Origin of the sequence: Paraglaciecola psychrophila 170, from assembly GCF_000347635.1 — a bacterium.
Lineage (GTDB): Bacteria > Pseudomonadota > Gammaproteobacteria > Enterobacterales > Alteromonadaceae > Paraglaciecola > Paraglaciecola psychrophila.
On record NC_020514.1, the window covers coordinates 533,606 to 549,965 of the forward strand.

At 41.3% G+C, this 16,360-nt stretch carries 18 protein-coding genes; 6 read left to right on the forward strand and 12 right to left on the reverse strand.

Features of this window, described 5'->3' with window-relative positions:
- Positions 1–9: 9 nt before the first annotated feature.
- Both C427_RS02325 and C427_RS02330 read right to left on the reverse strand, forming a co-directional pair.
- Complete coding sequence (locus tag C427_RS02325; RefSeq protein ID WP_007640469.1) at positions 10–1,065, reverse strand: sugar phosphate isomerase/epimerase family protein; 1,056 nt, start codon at positions 1,063–1,065, stop codon at positions 10–12.
- Positions 1,065–2,252, reverse strand: a complete 1,188-nt coding sequence (locus C427_RS02330) for a Gfo/Idh/MocA family protein (RefSeq protein WP_007640471.1) — start codon at positions 2,250–2,252, stop codon at positions 1,065–1,067. Before C427_RS02330 ends, C427_RS02325 begins: the two co-directional genes overlap by 1 nt.
- A 321-nt stretch (positions 2,253–2,573) precedes the next feature.
- On the opposite strand from C427_RS02330, the gene C427_RS02335 reads away from it, so the two are divergent.
- The 5 genes from C427_RS02335 to C427_RS02355 all read left to right on the forward strand — a co-directional run bounded on the left by C427_RS02335 (position 2,574) and on the right by C427_RS02355 (position 4,970).
- The gene (locus C427_RS02335; protein WP_007640473.1) at positions 2,574–3,158 is read left to right on the forward strand and encodes a TolB family protein; all 585 of its coding nucleotides are present in this window, start codon (positions 2,574–2,576) and stop codon (positions 3,156–3,158) included.
- 6 nt (positions 3,159–3,164) lie between these two features.
- Positions 3,165–3,419 carry a hypothetical protein gene (locus C427_RS02340; protein WP_007640475.1) on the forward strand — a complete coding sequence of 85 codons (255 nt, stop codon included), beginning with the start codon at positions 3,165–3,167 and terminating at the stop codon, positions 3,417–3,419.
- 110 nt (positions 3,420–3,529) lie between these two features.
- Positions 3,530–3,853 (forward strand): hypothetical protein, encoded by a 324-nt coding sequence (locus C427_RS02345; RefSeq protein ID WP_041250435.1) that lies wholly within the window; start codon positions 3,530–3,532, stop codon positions 3,851–3,853.
- A 213-nt stretch (positions 3,854–4,066) separates the two neighbouring features.
- On the forward strand, positions 4,067–4,321 hold the full coding sequence (locus tag C427_RS02350; RefSeq protein WP_264369951.1) for a hypothetical protein: 255 nt from the start codon (positions 4,067–4,069) through the stop codon (positions 4,319–4,321).
- Between the two features lie 382 nt (positions 4,322–4,703).
- Positions 4,704–4,970 carry a DUF6356 family protein gene (locus tag C427_RS02355; protein WP_007640483.1) on the forward strand — a complete coding sequence of 89 codons (267 nt, stop codon included), beginning with the start codon at positions 4,704–4,706 and terminating at the stop codon, positions 4,968–4,970.
- Positions 4,971–4,995: 25 nt separating this feature from the next.
- On the opposite strand, the gene selD is transcribed toward C427_RS02355, so the two are convergent.
- From selD to glmU, 9 genes are all read right to left on the reverse strand, one after another.
- Positions 4,996–7,167 (reverse strand): selenide, water dikinase SelD, encoded by a 2,172-nt coding sequence (gene selD, locus C427_RS02360; RefSeq protein WP_007640485.1) that lies wholly within the window; start codon positions 7,165–7,167, stop codon positions 4,996–4,998.
- An 81-nt stretch (positions 7,168–7,248) separates the two neighbouring features.
- Entirely contained in the window at positions 7,249–8,331 is a 1,083-nt protein-coding gene (gene mnmH, locus C427_RS02365; RefSeq protein WP_007640487.1) for a tRNA 2-selenouridine(34) synthase MnmH, read from the reverse strand.
- Between the two features lie 95 nt (positions 8,332–8,426).
- Positions 8,427–8,657 (reverse strand): hypothetical protein, encoded by a 231-nt coding sequence (locus C427_RS28400; protein ID WP_015430349.1) that lies wholly within the window; start codon positions 8,655–8,657, stop codon positions 8,427–8,429.
- Positions 8,658–8,773: 116 nt separating this feature from the next.
- Complete coding sequence (locus C427_RS28405; RefSeq protein WP_015430350.1) at positions 8,774–8,911, reverse strand: hypothetical protein; 138 nt, start codon at positions 8,909–8,911, stop codon at positions 8,774–8,776.
- Positions 8,889–9,164, reverse strand: a complete 276-nt coding sequence (locus C427_RS28410) for a Fic family protein (protein WP_307531207.1) — start codon at positions 9,162–9,164, stop codon at positions 8,889–8,891. The genes C427_RS28405 and C427_RS28410 overlap by 23 nt, the downstream gene beginning before the upstream one ends.
- A 164-nt stretch (positions 9,165–9,328) precedes the next feature.
- Complete coding sequence (locus tag C427_RS28415) at positions 9,329–9,532, reverse strand: Fic/DOC family N-terminal domain-containing protein (protein ID WP_015430352.1); 204 nt, start codon at positions 9,530–9,532, stop codon at positions 9,329–9,331.
- 412 nt (positions 9,533–9,944) lie between these two features.
- On the reverse strand, positions 9,945–11,777 hold the full coding sequence (gene glmS / locus C427_RS02375; protein ID WP_007640490.1) for a glutamine--fructose-6-phosphate transaminase (isomerizing): 1,833 nt from the start codon (positions 11,775–11,777) through the stop codon (positions 9,945–9,947).
- A gap of 1 nt (position 11,778) precedes the next feature.
- The gene (locus tag C427_RS02380; RefSeq protein WP_007640492.1) at positions 11,779–12,558 is read right to left on the reverse strand and encodes a DeoR/GlpR family DNA-binding transcription regulator; all 780 of its coding nucleotides are present in this window, start codon (positions 12,556–12,558) and stop codon (positions 11,779–11,781) included.
- Between the two features lie 145 nt (positions 12,559–12,703).
- On the reverse strand, positions 12,704–14,062 hold the full coding sequence (gene glmU, locus C427_RS02385) for a bifunctional UDP-N-acetylglucosamine diphosphorylase/glucosamine-1-phosphate N-acetyltransferase GlmU (RefSeq protein WP_007640494.1): 1,359 nt from the start codon (positions 14,060–14,062) through the stop codon (positions 12,704–12,706).
- Positions 14,063–14,394: 332 nt separating this feature from the next.
- Between glmU and C427_RS02390 the strand changes: the two genes are divergently transcribed.
- On the forward strand, positions 14,395–15,819 hold the full coding sequence (locus C427_RS02390) for a sensor domain-containing diguanylate cyclase (protein WP_034899841.1): 1,425 nt from the start codon (positions 14,395–14,397) through the stop codon (positions 15,817–15,819).
- A 5-nt stretch (positions 15,820–15,824) separates the two neighbouring features.
- Here the strand turns inward: C427_RS02390 and C427_RS02395 are convergent, their stop codons facing one another.
- On the reverse strand, positions 15,825–16,352 hold the full coding sequence (locus tag C427_RS02395) for a methylated-DNA--[protein]-cysteine S-methyltransferase (protein WP_007640498.1): 528 nt from the start codon (positions 16,350–16,352) through the stop codon (positions 15,825–15,827).
- Positions 16,353–16,360 lie beyond the last annotated feature (8 nt).

Consider the following 16,360-nt stretch of genomic DNA (forward strand, 5'->3'; position numbering starts at 1 on the left):
TTTTTCACCTTATTTAATACCGAGTATTTTATTATTCATGGCAACGTTTTTTTCTACACCGGCAAAGTCATCAAAGGCTTTGTCAGTTGGTTTAATCAGATGTTCGCTAATAAATTTAGCCCCCTCTGCTGCCCCGTCTAGGGGATGTTTAATGCAACATTCCCATTCCATCACAGCCCATCCATCAAAGTTGTATTGGGTCAATTTGCTGAATATAGCTTTAAAATCGATTTGACCATCGCCCAGAGAGCGAAAGCGTCCTGGCCTATCTATCCAATCTTGATAGCCGCCATATACACCACATCGTCCATTCGGGTTGAATTCAGCATCTTTTACATGGAAAGCTTTAATCCGCTCATGATAAATGTCGATAAAGGCAAGGTAGTCGAGTTGTTGTAAAACAAAGTGGCTTGGGTCATATAAAATATTAGCTCGTGGGTGATTGTCAACCGCGGTTAAAAAACGTTCAAAGGTCACACCGTCATGTAAATCTTCGCCTGGATGCAATTCATAACATACGTTTACACCTGCCTCATCAAAGGCGTTTAAAATAGGTAACCATCGTTTTGCTAATTCTGCAAAGCCCTGTTCTACCAAACCGGCAGGGCGCTGTGGCCATGGGTACATGGTGTGCCACAATAAGGCACCAGAAAAAGTTGCATGACCTTTTAAGCCTAAACGTTGACTGGCTTTAGCAGCATATTTCATTTGTTGAACTGCCCACTCGGTGCGTGCTCTGGGATTATTTTGTAGATGTTTTGGGGCAAAACCGTCAAACATCTGGTCATAAGCAGGGTTTACTGCCACTAATTGGCCTTGCAGGTGAGTAGATAGCTCGGTGATTTCTAGACCAGCTTGACTGGCAATGCCTTTGATTTCGTCACAGTAGTCTTGGCTTTTTGCCGCTGTTTCTAAATCAAATAAGCGGTCATCCCATGTAGGCACTTGAATGCCTTTAAAGCCTAATCCTGCTGCCCAATTACAAATGTCAGGAAAAGAATTGAACGGCATGTCATTGCCAGCAAATTGCGCAAGGTATATGCCTGGGCCTTTGATTTGTTTCATTAGGATACTCCTGAATTTATGGTGGGGGATAAATCGAAATCATGCCATTTCAATTCGGACTGACTAAATTTAACCGTGTTTTCGATAAAAGCCATACCTCGAATTGCTTGTTCAATGCCAGGAACATCGAATGTTTCGTTTGAGCATGGCACACCTTGTTCAAACGCTTGGATCTGTTTCGAAAAATTTTGATAAATATTGGCGAAGGCTTCTAAATAACCTTCAGGATGTCCAGCGGGAATACGCATGGCTGCCTGAGCATCTGCGCAAAATTCACCCACACCCGTGCGGATCAATTGGGTCGATTTGGTGTTAGATTTTAGCCATAAACTATTGGGCTCCATTTGTGACCAGTCGATACTGCCTTCATCTCCGTATATCCGCAAACGCAGATTATTTTCTTCGCCCACCGCTATCTGACTAGACATCAACACCCCTCGAGCGCCACTATCAAAGCGTAACAATACGGTGCCATCGTCGTCGAGCTTCCGGCCATCAACCACTGCGTTTAAATCTGCACACATGGCTGAAATTTTTGTATCTGTCACATATTCAGCCAAATTGGCGGCATGTACCCCGATGTCACCCATACAGCAGCTGACACCTGCTCTTGATGGGTCAACACGCCACTGCGCTTGTTTACTAAGCTCATCATCTTTATTCGCCAACCAATCTTGGCTGTATTCCACAACAACTTTTCTGATCTTCCCCAAAACGCCAGTGGCGATTAAGTGTTTGGCTTGTTTAATCAAAGGATAACCGTTGTAGGTATGAGTGAGTCCGTATAGTTGAGGCGAGGTTTTTAATATATCAGCTAAATCCAACGCTTCTTGAAGTGTGAAAGTAGCCGGCTTATCACTGAGTACATGAAACCCTGCTTCTAATGCCGCTTTAGCCACAGGAAAATGCAAATGATTAGGCGTAACAATAGACACAAATTGCATTCTTTGGTGCTTTGGTAACTTCGCTTCTGCAGCGAACATTTGTACGTAATCGGCATAACAGCGCTCAGCAGGTAAATAGAGTTTTTTACCTGAAGATATACTTTTTGCTGGATCCGAACTAAAAGCACCGCATACTAATTCAATATTGCCATCTAGATTAGCTGCCATACGATGCACTGCACCGATAAATGCGTCTTGGCCGCCACCGACCATTCCCATTCTTATTTTTGTGGATTGTTCCATGCTATTACCAAGTATTGATTTATGAGATTAATCAAATAATAAAAAGTTAAATATATGTTAATTATGCTAGCGTATTAACGATACTTATGTCTAAGATAAATTCGGCAATTCAATGCAATAAATTCGGCGCGTTCCCTTTTCATACTACTTTTTAAAACAACCACCTTTGTCGTTCACCTTTGGTTTAGAATGATCAAAAGAACAAAAAACGTCACAACACCTCCACTGTATATAAGAAATAAATAAGCTTAAAAGTGAAAGGAAAAACATGAGATTAATAACTGGTTTGTTAGGGGTAATGATTTTTTCGGCATCGGCCAAATGCCGAGCTTCGATATTTATACAGCTGATTTAAGTCTGCAAGGTAGTCAGCTAAAGGTAAGTCACCTTAAAGCCCTTACTAAGAGAGCAGAATATGATAACCAGCCTGTGTTTTTACCTGATGGTAATTCACTACTATATAGCGCTGCGCTGACCACTAACAACCTTAAGCAAACTGACAGTATGCTTATTTCACTTGAGTCTGGTGGGATCTCAAATCTTTCAAATTCAACAGAAAGTGAGTATTCACCAACGTTAATGCCTAATGGAAACAGTTTTTCTGTCATTCGGGTTGTGAACGACCAGCAAAAATTATGGCGTTATCCATTATACCCTCAACAACAATCAGCTACGCCTGCAAGTGAGTTGCTGACTAACATTAACCCCATTGGATACCACGCTTGGGTAGATGATAACCGAGTGATGTTGTTTGTTCTTGGAGAGCCCCAGACGCTGCAAATTGCTGATGTGCGAAAACAGTCGAGTCAAGTCCTGGATAAAAACCTCGGTCCAAGCTTGTTTGCGATACCACAATCGATATTGATGAGTTACACCGTATCGATTGGTGAAGGGGAAGATACCTAGTGGCAATTGAAAAGTTATCATCCAGAAACAGGCCAGATAGAACTGTTAACCACTTTGCCTAAAGGGGCTTATTATTATGCTTGGGCCGCAAACGGTTATGCTATTGCCGCAGTGAATAGCATATTGATGCAGTCGGATAAGACAAATTTTGATGGGGGCTGGCGGCCATTTGCGGATGTTTCAGAGGACTGCCCAATGGGAGTAACGCGTTTAACAACTAACGCACAAAATAGTAAAATTGCACTAGTATGCACTTTATAATTAGCTCGCTATTAAGCGCGAGCTGAATTTTGTTTAACTATCAGAATAGCTTCTAAAAATAAGGAAAGATTATGCTAAAGATTGCGACTTTCAATATTTAAAATTTAGACGTGTCGAGCGGTGACTATAGCACCACTTTACTCGAACAGATTCTTGCTTTTCACGGCACTTTGGTCAGGCTGGATGCCAACCCTGTGCTTACAATAATTACAGGGGCAGGAACTAGCGGCGCATGCCGAAATCACTCCGAACGAAAATTATCGGCACTGGAAACGTTAATTTTTGATACCCAATACGCTCACTATCAAATAGTGCATACCGTTACCTCAGACGAACAACCCTATGATAAACCAAATTCAGTCATACTATCCCGTTGGCCAATCTGCGTGTCTTTGCAATATAAACACCATCATTTAGATAAACTAGAATATTGAAAAGCCACAGTTTTTCCGGTTGAAACGGCAAAATATATCAGTTGGGACAGGCCTATTTTGTATGCTCAAGTGCAAGTACCTGATATCGGTTTAGTGCATGAGATGAATTTACATCTAAAGTCGCGTATAGCATCAAACATAAACGGCCAAAAACCAAATAATTACATATGGAAAAGTGCGGCTGGTTGGGCTTAGGGATATTTTATTTCTTCTATCAAGCGTGTGGACCAAGCACTCGAAACCAGAATGTTAGTGGATGCAATCTTTAAGCATTCACCGAATGCGAAGATTGTAGTTTGTGGTGATTTTAATGCTGAGCCAGGAGAAGTTAAGGTAGAAGCAATATGCGGTAGTGTTGAGAATACCGGTAATTCAGATTTACGTGGCAGTGTTTTGCCTCCATGTAGTTCTAGCATTGCTGAGTTAATTAAATTTAGTCAACTGCATCTCGGTAAAGGTACTTGTTAGTTCATATGTTGATTTCACAGTCTGTGTAGCACTTGTTTGTCAAAGCAGATATCTGCAATGAGAACCTGCATGATGAGAGTTTGCCATTTGCTAGCGACATTAAATATTCAGAGTCTGGCCACGCACCTTTTTTAGCGATGTTTAAATAATGAAAATCTACGCCCATAAACCGATCGTACAGGTCTTTATCAGTATTAACACGAATTGAAATTCGCTAGGTTATTTTCAGTCATTCTACGTTGTCTGCTGCAAGCTCATAGGTATTGTAAATAGCTTTGACTTTGTATGAAAAATTTGTACATACTTATGTTGAATTATCTTTTAATCAATACCGAACAATGAAATTTATTGCGCCAGCAATACTCTAAAATAGGAAATAGACATGTTTAAGCAATTATTTATTGACCACCCAAAGTCTGTCAACGAGACATACATACAACATTTTTTTACCGCAATGAGTTTTTCAATGAAGCTTTTTAAGGCAGCAATCGCCTGCTTTATACATGCCTTAGTGCCAGGTTTGTGCATAAAGACTGGCAGTAAATCGATATCGGAGTTGCATCTTAAGATGCTCACTTTTAGGGTTAAAGGTAGCAGTGAGGTAGCTTCAACTGAACATCTTGAAGGTTCGATAGAATATATGATCTAGCGAGTGTGTGATTATTAAAGGTAGATCAGCTTAGGAATAATATTTTTTTAGCACTTTCAGCATCTTGAGCACGACACACCTCGCCAATTTTAAGCGCACCCGTTTTAGTCATCATTTCACGGCCCACATCTGCTGACACAGAAACAACTAAGCCTCCGTTTGTTTGAGGATCTAGCAAACACTTAAGCACCGCTAAATCTATATCATTGGTATCACATTGATTTAGCATCGACATAAGCTGTGGCATTAATGTGGATTCAAATCCTCGGCGGCTCAAATCAAGTGCGCCACTCATTAATGGCACATTGTCGGTTGAAATTTTTATACAATATTCTGTTCCTTTAAGCATTTCTAAAAGGTGCCCAATAAGACCAAATCCAGTTACGTCGGTGGCGGCATGTACCTCTTTATCTTTTAGGGTCAAAAAAAACGGACGATTTGATTGCAACAAACTACTCCACAAGGCTGTAATACTTTGTGTTGTTGCCGCACCTTGGGTATCTGCCGCGAGTATAATGCCAGAGCCTAATGGTTTATTTAAAAGTAACCAATCACCGTCTTGAAGGGTGTTTTTTTGCCAATACGAATTACCTGCTGCATTAACTACTAACGCTAAGTGCGTCTCAACCCCTTCAGTGCTGTGGCCACCGACTAATGTAGTTTCATGGTGTAGCAAAGTTTCTGTGACGCCTTGCATTAAGCGTTTAAAGTCCCGTTTGGTCAACCGCGGATGTTGAAATTTTAAATTTACCCAGACCTGAGCGCTGGTAGGTTGCAAGCCCATGGCGTATAAATCATTGATGGCGTGATGGGTCGTGGCGACCCCCAATTTATAATAATCGTCACTAAAAGCGCGAAATCCATCCATGCTCTGCAATAACGAGGTGTTGTTAATAACCGCAGCAACAGGCGCATCTTCTGCCTGTGTTAAATCAGTATCAAAGTTTTTGTTTGGAAAAACACTGAGTTCTTTCAATGTCTCACTTAATAATTCAGGGCCAATTTTACTGCCACACCCAGCGCAATGCATGGGTTCATTGTTCATTTTAGGCATAGCGGGTAGGTTTTTAGAAAACAAAGCCATAAACTTTTGATCGATATGATTTTTCCATCGCCAAACCCATTCGCCACTTAAACTTAACCAGCCCCGTTGGCCCACAGCAACTTTGCCACCAAGTGAAATCAGTGATAAAAAATCGGTTTGCAACGACAGAGGCGTCATCGTTTGTTGGCTAAATACAGCATGCAAATTTTTGGTTAAAAAGGGTGCCGAACGCACCGCGTAAACACCTGCTTTGGGCCGAGGTGATTTAATCATTGTCGCCACATCACCGCAGGCAAAAACATCCTTGTGGGACGTGCTTTGTAAGTACTCATTCACAGCAATAAAGCCACTTTCGTCAGTATCGAGTCCTGCAAGTTTGGGCCATATAGGCGCAGTGGCTGGTGTGCACCAAATAGACTGTTGAATATTTAGTGTGTTGCCTGAGTCTGACTCAATTTCATTTTTAGTGACGCGGGAAACTTTAAACCCAGTAATTAAATCGATGTCGTACTGCTTAAGTGCAATAGCCACCTGTTTTTGTACGTTTTTATGAGAGCCAGGTAGTAACGTAGCGCCAGACTGCACCAAAGACAGCTTCAAAGCCTCACCTGCCTGCCTAAACCGATAAGCAATGGCCAATACCATTTCGATACCTGCAGCACCGCCACCAATAATCGCCCAATGGGCAGTATTATGTGCGGAACTCTTATCGTTAGTATCTTCGGTTTTTTCAGCAAGTAGTTTTCGCCACGTAGCAGTGAGTTGACTGACAGGTTTTACTCCAACAGCAAATTCACGGGCACCTTCAACATTGACGTTGGGTGTTGAACCGGTATTGATCGATACTTTGTCGTAGCCGATGCTGGCTTGGTTTTCTAATTGAATCGTTTTATTAGCGACATCAATCCCGTTAACGCGCCCGTGAATTAACCGAACCTGAGCCGCTTTGCACAGTTTGTTTAAGTCTAAGTGTGTTTCTGCTTCGCTGTAATGCCCGGCAATGTAACCAGGTAGCATGCCTGAATAAGGCGTTAACAAGGTATCGGTAATCAGTGTTAAGCGAACATTGTCTATGGGTTGCATCGCCAACATTCTTAATACCAGTGAATGTGTATGCCCACCGCCAATAAAAACTAAGTCACGTTCATGCATGATGTTGGTTTCTTATAAAAGTATTGGCAATCGCTTCATAGTTCGCGTGAAGAATGTTCATGATAATACTTCTAAACATCATTATTGTGTGGCCAGCCATTGAATGATCTCCTGATGAGTTCCTTTAAAAATAGTCTTTTCACTCTTTTGCTGATACTGATATTCGTATATTGGATCGTAATATTCACTGAGTAATATGTTAATAATGTCGTCAAACTCGGACCACTGGTTTTGACTTTTCAGTGCGATAATGGCTGAGCTGAGCATTGAGTTAATTAATGTGAAACGATCCCCTCCTAAGCGTTTTTTAATACGTAAAACTGCCTCTCGAATAAACTCATCCAATAAATCGTAAGACGTATCGGGGTTACTTTTTTGATAATGTTCAAAGGCATACATAAAGTAGTCTCTGCGAATGCGGGCAATACGTTCTTCATAAGGGGTTTCGAGCAAAATGTTACTCGCTAACTTAGTTGCCTCTAAATATTCTGGCAATATTACAATGCGACCAATTAGGCGTGACTCATCTTCAATCAGTACCGGTGAATCGCTCACATGGATGCGTTTTAACCATGCCACTGACCAAGCGTTTTCAAAGTTAATCTGTGCAGGCTGTGGAACAAAGGTTTTACCAAAGGCGCTGCCCCTATGGTTTGCTAAACCCTCTAGGTCAATAGAATGTGGCCAATCGTTGATCACTTCTGTTTTACCGCTGCCAGTTTTACCAGAGAGAACAAGAAATCGACTTTCACTGGCACGTTGTTGTAATTGCTCGAGCAGATAAGTGCGCATCGCTTTATAGCCACCTTCCACATAAGGTCGGTCTATGCCTACCTCATTCAGCCATTGCTGCGTAATGTGAGAGCGTAAACCGCCTCTAAAGCAATAAAAAATTCCGTCAGGGTGCTCATTAATGAAATTTTTCCATTGTTGTAAACGTTGCGTTTTTATATCCCCAAAAACTAATTGATGGCCGAGTTCAAGCGCCGCATCAGAACCGTGCTCTTTATAGCAGGTACCTACTGCTTCGCGCTCGTCATCGTTCATCAATGGCGCATTGATGCTAGAAGGAAAAGCCCCTTTAATAAACTCGATGGGCGCACGTACGTCTATCATCGGTGTATCGGATAAAAACAGCTGTTTGAAGTCGGTGATAGATTGCAAATTTAGGACTCAGATGGTGTGAAAATGTATTATTACGTGGTACGCAGGGTAACTCAAATAAGATTGAGTTTTTATTGATTTCTGCGTCAGAAAAATCAGGCGTAAAGTTCAAATTTGTTGCTGTCTAGGGTCATTAATTGCATCAGTTTGGGATGCATAAAAAGCTTTTCTTTACCTACTTGCTGTTCCTGTAATACACCAATATCCACCAATTGTTTAAGGTATACAGACGCGGTCTGCCGTTTGGCAATGTCTTTTTCAACCAGATTGGCAATGCGGCGATAAGGTTGCTCGAAAATGACTTGCACTAATTCGAAGTTATACATTTTGGCAAGTTTAACCTGATAAACTCACTGGTGTGTTCAATCAACGCTTTAACGACCGCTATTTTAGCCGTGGTCCATTGGGCCATTTGGGTAACGCCCTTTAACATTTAGATGCTCTAAGCTTGCCAGTCGCCGTCTTTGGTGACGCTATTTAACAAAGCGTAATATTCGGCTTTGTGCTGCACTAAATAGCGACTTAAATACAAGATGGGCAGGGTTAACAAGTCTTGCTCAATCAAATACAGAATATTCAATAAGCGCCCCGTTTTGGCCGTTGCCGTCATGGAAGGGGTGAATGGCTTCAAACTGGTAATGGCTTATGGTCATTTTAATAAGCGGATCCAGCCCATCGTTAGCGTGCAGAAATTGCTTCTCATTGCTGAGTAAATCACAGATTTGCTTTTCACCCAAGGGCGGCGTGTAAACAATATCACCACGACTAGGGTTGGCAATAACGGTACCGAGCACTTTGCGAACATCCATTTGCGTGCCTTTACGGTGCAACATACCTCAATTGCAGTATCAGTGCACAAAGGTCGCTCTTTAAGCCGTATAAAGCCATCATATAAATCGGTGCGATAACGCAAAGCTTCTTTAGTCGCAGGGTCTGCCTAGCTATCTTCCTGCGCATATTAAAACAACTTATCTGAGGTCATGATGATGCTCTCAATCTAAGAGCTGTCTTTTGCTTCTAACAAGAGTAATAGATTAATTAATAAGCCTTGATTGGGTAATAATGCCCTGGCCTGTTTAAGTTCGCCTAGGGCGGTGCGGGTCGGAATACAAGCTTTAAGTACAGGTACAGAATCCTCCACCTCTGCAGCAGGTGGCAGTGGCGGTAGTTGATTAAAGGGAATGTCGGCTTGCCAAGTCATGTTTAATTTATCTCGTTCTATCGACATGAAATGAGTATATATCGATGAGATCGATAGGTAAGGTCATTGTGTCGATAAAATTGAACCTTATTAACATAATTAATAAACTTGTATAAATATTCCAATTTCTACAAATTATTCAGTGCTTAAATATAGTTAATAGCGTTTTTTAACCATTTGCAGTAGACCTCTATTTACGCCCACAACTCAGCACGGCGTATATGGCCAATGATACAATCAAACTGATCAACTGAGGGAAGATCACCCATTGTGAACATTATTCTGCGTGCTCCTTAAAAAACAAAACCCACTTTAAAAGCGGGTTCCAAAAACTTATGTCTAGTTTCAAACTTTAATATCCAGTTTCAAATATTAATATACTCCTACAACAAAATATCTAAATAGTGTCTTTCTATTCCACTGTGACACTTTTTGCTAAGTTTCTGGGTTGGTCAACATCAGTACCTTTAATCACCGCTACATAATATGACAGCAGTTGAAGGGGTAGGGTATACACTATCGGTGCTATTGCTGCTTCACAGTGAGGTACATTGATCACGCGCATAGTATCGTCGCTTTTGAAGTTGGCTTGTTTGTCAGCGAAGACGTACATAATGCCACCGCGAGCGCGGACTTCTTCGACGTTTGATTTTAGTTTTTCGAGTAGTTCATTATTAGGTGCGACTACTATGACCGGCATTTCGTCGTCGATTAACGCTAATGGCCCATGTTTAAGTTCGCCAGAGGCATAAGCTTCAGCATGGATGTAAGAAATCTCTTTGAGTTTAAGTGCCCCTTCCATCGCTATGGGGTATTGATCGCCTCTACCTAAAAACAAGCTGTGTTGTTTATCGGCAAATTCTTTAGCCAGTTCTTTAATCCCTGCAGTTAACGTCAGGGTTTCTTCTAACTTAGCGGGTAAGCTATGTAGTGCTTTCACAATGTCGTCGTGGTCTGTTTGAAGCATGTTGTTATGTTGGCCAATCGCTAGGGTCAACATTAAAAAGCCAGTAAGCTGCGTCGTAAATGCCTTGGTGGAGGCAACCCCAATTTCTGCCCCTGCGAGGGTCATAAAGGCTAAGTCTGATTCTCTCACCAAGGATGAACCGGGTACGTTACAGATAGCTAAACTTGCTGAGTAACCTTGTTGTTTGGCAAGCCTAAGTGCCGCGAGTGTGTCAGCTGTTTCACCAGATTGTGAAATAGTGACGATCAAACTATTGGGATGCACAAAGGATTTTCGGTAGCGAAACTCTGAGGCAATTTCAACATTACAGGATACATTCGCATATTGTTCTAACCAGTATCGTGCTGTCATGCCTGAATGATAACTGGTACCACATGCAATAATTTGCACATGTTGAATGCCGGCAAATATTTTGTCGGCACCTTGGCCAAATATATTGGGGCTGATACCGGTATCACTTAAACGGCCTTGCAATGTGTTACGGATAACACTTGGCTGTTCGTGAATTTCTTTTAGCATATAATGGCGGTACCCACCTTTGTCTCCCGCATCGTGCTCTACATCAGATTCAATCACCTCTCGCTCTACGACAGCGCCACTTTGATCGTAAACCTGAATACTGGTACGGGAAATTTCGGCCACATCGCCTTCTTCTAAAAACATAAAGCGGCGAGTCACAGGCAATAATGCCATTTGGTCTGAGGCGATAAAGTTTTCGCCTATGCCTAAACCAATCACTAATGGGCTACCAGAGCGGGCAACAATAATGCGTTCTGGTTCCTGTTTATCCATAATAACCGTACCGTAGGCACCATGAAACTTAGTCACAGCATTTTGTACTGCTTTAAGTAAATCACCGCATTTATCCAGTTCTAAGTGAACCTGATGGGCAATGGTTTCGGTGTCAGTGTCTGAACTAAAACCATAACCGGCTTGGGTCAGTTCTTGGCGTAATGTTTGGTAGTTTTCGATAATACCATTGTGGACCACTGCAATACGCTCAGATGATAAGTGTGGGTGGGCGTTGGCTTCGGTTACTCCGCCATGGGTCGCCCAGCGTGTATGAGCTATACCGGTTGCACCTTTAACAGGTTGTTCTTTTAACGCTTGTGCCAGCTCTTTTACTTTACCTATTCGTCTGGTACGGGTGAGATTGCCTTGACTATCTAATAGAGCAACGCCGGCGGAGTCGTATCCTCGATATTCTAAGCGTCGTAAACCTTCTAATAATATTTCAACTACATTACGTTCGGCAATCGCCCCTACAATCCCACACATATTAAGCCTCAATCTCTGTTGTATTGGCGCAGATAACGTCTACGCCGTATTGTTCAATTTGTTGTTTTACATCTGCTGATATTTTGTCGTCAGTTACTAGAACCGAAATTGCACTCCATGGCAACTCTACATTCGGTATTTTTCTTTGGAATTTTTCCGACTCGGCCATAACAATCACTTGATTGCATACCTTGGCCATTGTTTGGCTTAATTGTGTTAATTCGTTAAACGTGGTGGTGCCTTTTTGCGGGTCCAAGCCAGCCGCGCCAATAAAAGCTTGATCAAAGTTATATTCATTAAGCACCAGTTCAGCCATTTTTCCCTGGAAAGAATGGGATTGAGTGTCCCATGTCCCTCCAGTCATTAAGACTTTAGGTTCGTTTTCCCGCTCTAATAAATAATTGGCTACTTGTAATGAATTAGTCATCACCAGTAAACCCGTCTTGTACTTTAATTCAGGCAATAATGCGGCGGTAGTACTGCCACTGTCTATGATGATGCGATTATGATCTTTGATAATAGAAGCCGCAGCGGCAGCAATCGCTTTTTTGTACGGAGATACCTTTTCATCTGACATTTCAGAGGAACTGGTGGGTAGTAAAATAGCACCACCAAATTTTCTGAGCAGTAAACCATTGCTTTCAAGTTCAATAAAATCCTTGCGAATAGTCACTTCTGAAGTGGAGAACAACTTGGCTAATTCATCTACTGCTACTTCACCAGTGCGGTTAAGCAGCTCAACGATTGTGCGTCTTCTTTGTTGGGTATTTCGTTTTTGCATGTATTTAGAATAAGTTTCAAATCGAAACTTATTCTAAATTTAATCTTACGAATTGCAAGTTATGTTTTTGTGAAACATTAAACTGAATCCACTTTAGGCATTTGTTAGGCATCAAAATTTGCGCACACAGAGCACAACATGCAGCTTACTTTTTTTGTGGTCGCTGCCAATTGCTTACATTTCTTTGCTTCGCTCTGGCAATGGCTAATTCATTAGCGCTTACTTCTTTAGTCACAACAGAGCCAGCCCCAACGGTTGCATTGACACCTATAATGGCTGGTGCCACCAGTGCACTGTTCGAGCCAATAAAAGCGCCATCACCAATAATGGTTTTGAATTTATTTACACCATCGTAATTACAGGTAATGGTACCAGCACCAATGTTGGCACCCTCACCAACCACGGTATCGCCAAGATAAGTGAGATGATTGGCTTTAGAGCCTTTGCCTAAGATGGTTTTTTTCATTTCCACAAAGTTACCTACACGAGACTGCTCCTTCATAACCGAGCCTGGGCGAAGTCGAGCATAGGGGCCAACACTACAGTGCTGGCCTACAGTGGCTTGTTCTAAGATTGAGTTGGCGTGAATAGTCGCGTTATCTTCGATGATGCTGTCTATTAAAATACAATTAGCTCCGATAGTGACGTTTGAACCAATTTTCACTTTACCTTCAACGATGACGTTCACGTCTATGCTGATATCTTGTCCGACGTCTAATTCACCTCTTAAGTCGAAGCGTGATGGATCTAATAATGATACACCTTGCATCATTAATGCTTGCGCTTGTTCCGATTGGTAAGCTCGTTCGATTGAAGCAAGTTGCACTCTATTGTTGATCCCTTCTACTTCAATTGCTGAGCTGGGCTGTGAAGCATGGATAGATTTACCTTCTTTGGCGGCCATTTCAATCACATCAGTTAGATAGAATTCGCCCTGAGCATTATTGTTGTTTAGGGCAGACAACCAACGTTTTAGATCTTTGCCCCCCATAATCATCATACCGGTGTTAGTTTCTTTGATTTGACGTTGTGATTCAGAAGCATCTTTGTGTTCAACAATGGCGGTGATTTGTTCACCTTGTCTGATTATGCGACCCATACCAGTCGGGTCTTTTAGTTCTACCGTAAGCAAAGCCAGGTCAGCATGTTTTTTTACGGCTATTAACTGCTGCAATGTGGACTCTTTAATTAGCGGCGCATCCCCCACTAATATCAGAACATCTTCATTATCTTGTATCTGAGGCGCTGCTTGTTGAACTGCGTGGCCAGTGCCTAATTGTTGGTCCTGTAAACACCATGTCAAATCATTGTGGCTCAGCTTATCTTGCAACTGCTCTCGTCCGTGTCCGTATACTAAGTGTATATGCGTGGCACCTAATTTTTTTACTGTATTAATGATGTGCTGAACCATGGGTTTGCCGCCAATGGGGTGCAATACCTTAGGCAAAGAAGATTTCATCCTAGTGCCTTTGCCTGCTGCTAAAACTACTACTGAAAAAGTCATTCAATTTCCTTTAAAAGAGAGATACCTGTTGCCCACTGGTGCGACATCCTAAATATTAACACATTCTACTTATTTGCTAATGTAGTGTCAGTAGCTGAATTAGTGTAAAAAAGTTTGGTTTATTCATATTCCAAGAATACTGAAGAAAGTGCAGCTGAATCATCAGAATAGTCATTCTAATATAAGGGCTTCAGATAGATTTCAACCAATATTAATAAAAAAAAGTACCAGGCTGATTACTCTGTAGACAATTCTCCGTTATGATAGGGTTCAGTGCCTTTTGGCATGTGTTATTGGAAGACAGATTAGATAAATTAAGAGCAAGGCTGCCCGTGAATATTTTTCGTACATTACATCGAAGTATCTTAATGCTGTTTGCAGTGGTTGTGATATCTATCGTCACCTTAGTCCATATCAGTGTATCTAAAATAGTTGCCGAACAAAGTAGAGCCCAACAAAAATCCCATTCTCCCGCGTTACAATTGGTTGTAGAACAGCTTATGCAGCCTTTGCATATTTCACAGACATTAGCTAAAGCAAAAGAGCTCAAAGACTTAATGCGCAGTCCGAAAGACAATGAAGACCAAATATTTGCGACCCTAAAGCGCCTGAATAAAGAATTTTCATTAAACTTTTTTATTGCTAGTGAGATTAGTCGTATTCAATATGATTCAGAAGGTAGAAAAATCGAACTGACTGAAGATAAAGTTGATTGGTATTTTCGATATAAAGCCCAGCCAGAAGATGCTATGGCCGATATTGGACAATGGCAAAATCCTCAGTTTTACATTGATTTAAAAATTTACGATGATGAAAACAATTTTCTGGGGGTATTTGGTGTAGGAAAAAGCCTGAATGCATTTACCAAAGTGTTTAATGAATATAAAAAGACCTACGGATATGATTTTATTTTTGTTGATCAGAATAAAGATATTACTCTAACATCTGATCCCGAGTTACTAATCAAAGGTGTGACGTTCAAAAACCTAGCAGGTTTACCATGGTTTCAAACATTAAAACCTGAGCAACAACAAGGGTCATTGAATAATTTGTTATTGAAAATTAATGGCCAAGAAGCACTGATAGCAGAACTTAATATTCAGCCCTTTGACTGGACTTTATACATCATTACTCCACTGCAATCTCGACAAACTGAAATAAGTCGAGGCTTTATTATTAGTATAGTGACCTTACTAGCCGTGATATTTGGATTGTTTTTATTGATATACAACTTGTTATATTACTTCAAAAAAGATATCCAAAAAATCAAACAAATAGATATCCTGACCGAGCTGGCTAATCGCAGTAACATCACCTTAAAATTTGAAGAACTGATGTATGAGAAGCAACCGGTAAGTGTAGTGTTAATTGATTTAGATAATTTTATGCCTATTAATGAAACTCACGGTAGGAAAGCTGGCGATATAGTGCTGCGTCAAGTTGCACAAATGTTACAACAGGATTCTCGTGAAAAAGATATTTTAGGGCGCTGGAGTGGAGCTGAATTTATTTTATTGATGCCTGATACTGGTCCTCACGAAGCGGTTGAATTATGTCAGGAGTTATGCAAAAAAATGGCGGCTATGACTATTACTACGGGGACAACATCTATCCATATAACAGGTAGTTTTGGGGTATCTTTTACTGCAACGCCTCGCTCTATGTCTGAAGTTATTTCTGCGGCAGATGATGCCTTATTTTCTGCCAAACGTGATGGTAGAAACATGGTTAGGATGCAGTTAATTGATTCTGATTGAAGCATTCAGCGTGTTGGATTAGATAAAACAACACGTTGCTCCAATTCTAACAAACCTGCTTTAATTGAAGTACCCCACGCATAACCCGTCAACTTGCCATTACTGCCGATAACACGATGACAAGGAACAACAATCGTAAAGGGGTTGCGCCCATTTGCTGCGCCAACAGCCCGGACTGCTTTTGGGTTGCCTATATCTTTGGCAATATCCGCATAACTAAGGGTTTTTCCATATTCGATAGTAGTCAGTTGTCGCCAAACTTGATGCTGAAAATTAGTACCTTTTGTGTTTAAGTCCAAACTAAATTGAGTTCTTGCACCTGCAAAATATTCTCCCAATTGCGCAACTGCTTGTTGGGTATTCAAACACCGATTGCTTGTTTTACACATATCTGTGACAAAGCGGATTGACGTAACGCCATCTTGGTCGGCACAAATTTCTAGTGTGCCAAACCTTGTATCCAAATATTCGAAAAAATGATTAGGTTTAGTCACGTCATACTCCAGAGTTGCAATGTTAGGTAGCTTCGCCATGGACGCGC